This is a genomic window from Oleiphilus sp. HI0132, from assembly GCF_001635845.1.
In genome coordinates this window covers 1-1,022 of sequence record NZ_LWGJ01000166.1, presented here as the reverse complement: position 1 = coordinate 1,022, position 1,022 = coordinate 1, and the positions used below count along the sequence as shown (strand labels likewise).

The window sequence follows — 1,022 nt, the reverse complement described above, 5'->3', positions numbered from 1 at the left end:
TATTTGGGCGTATACGTTTTGAGCCGAGAACGCAAAGATCAATGCTAGCGTCAGCGCAACGAAGCTTATCTTTAGCATCGTTTTTCTATCTCTTTTGCCAGTTTCTGGGCCCGTTCTTTACGCTCTTTTTCAGAGACTTTGACAGCTTGATTATTGTCATCGAGAAAAACAACACGACCTACAATCGTCTGTAAATAAGATCGTGCCCAATTACACCAATCGTCCTTTGTAGGTTGATCCTTTCGTTTACTCTGCCATTGTTCGAGTTTTTGCTGGCGTAATGCGTCCAGATCTTCTGCCTGGCGTTGAAGCTGCTCGGGTGAGCTGAGTTCACTGGTTATATTCATTTTGCTTGTGTCGATCTCGACTTCTTTTGCAGCAGAAGGCGCTCGAGCGTGATCACTGAAATGAACTTGCCCATTGGCGTCAGTCCAGCGAAAAACCTCAGCACTCACATTTGGTAACACCAGTACACAGAGCGTGATAAAAAATAGTAGTTTGGTCTGCACTTAAATACTCCCTTGTCTAGTATGCTTTTTTCATACTAACTTTTATAGTCCCTGATAAGGGAGCTATTCTAACAAAAGTAGCGGTTTATGCTAAAGGAATTGATAAGCGATTTAGGCCGAAGGTACTTGTGTTAGCTAGAGTGAATACTTCTCATTATAGAAATGCTTGAGCTACAGAGGTCTACAGGTTATGTTGTTTCATTAGGATAAAAATGCCGGAGAGATACATGATAAAAGGAACTTGTCTTTGCGAAGAGGTGCAGTATCAATATGATGCTGATATCCAAGAGGTTGCGATGTGCCACTGCCATCAGTGTAAAAAGGCTCAAGGAACGCCATTTGTTACTAACGCACCTATAGAGAGTCAATACTTCACCATTACGAGTGGCGCTGATCATTTGAAGACTTTCATGTCGAGCCCTAATAAAAAGCGCGTATTCTGTAGCAACTGCGGAAGTCCTTTATATAGTCAAAGAACCGATATGCCCGAAACAATAAGACTAAGGCTTGGAA

2 protein-coding genes are annotated in these 1,022 nt (G+C 42.3%); one reads left to right on the top strand and one right to left on the bottom strand.

What is annotated here, in order from left to right:
• Nucleotides 1–71: 71 nt before the first annotated feature.
• Nucleotides 72–509: a DUF4124 domain-containing protein gene (locus A3766_RS02110; protein WP_068510455.1), complete on the bottom strand. Its 438-nt coding sequence runs from the start codon at nt 507–509 to the stop codon at nt 72–74.
• Between the two features lie 227 nt (nt 510–736).
• Here A3766_RS02110 and A3766_RS02105 point away from each other — a divergent pair.
• Nucleotides 737–1,022 (top strand): GFA family protein (locus tag A3766_RS02105; protein WP_082907003.1); only part of this gene is annotated, 286 nt, incomplete at its 3' end.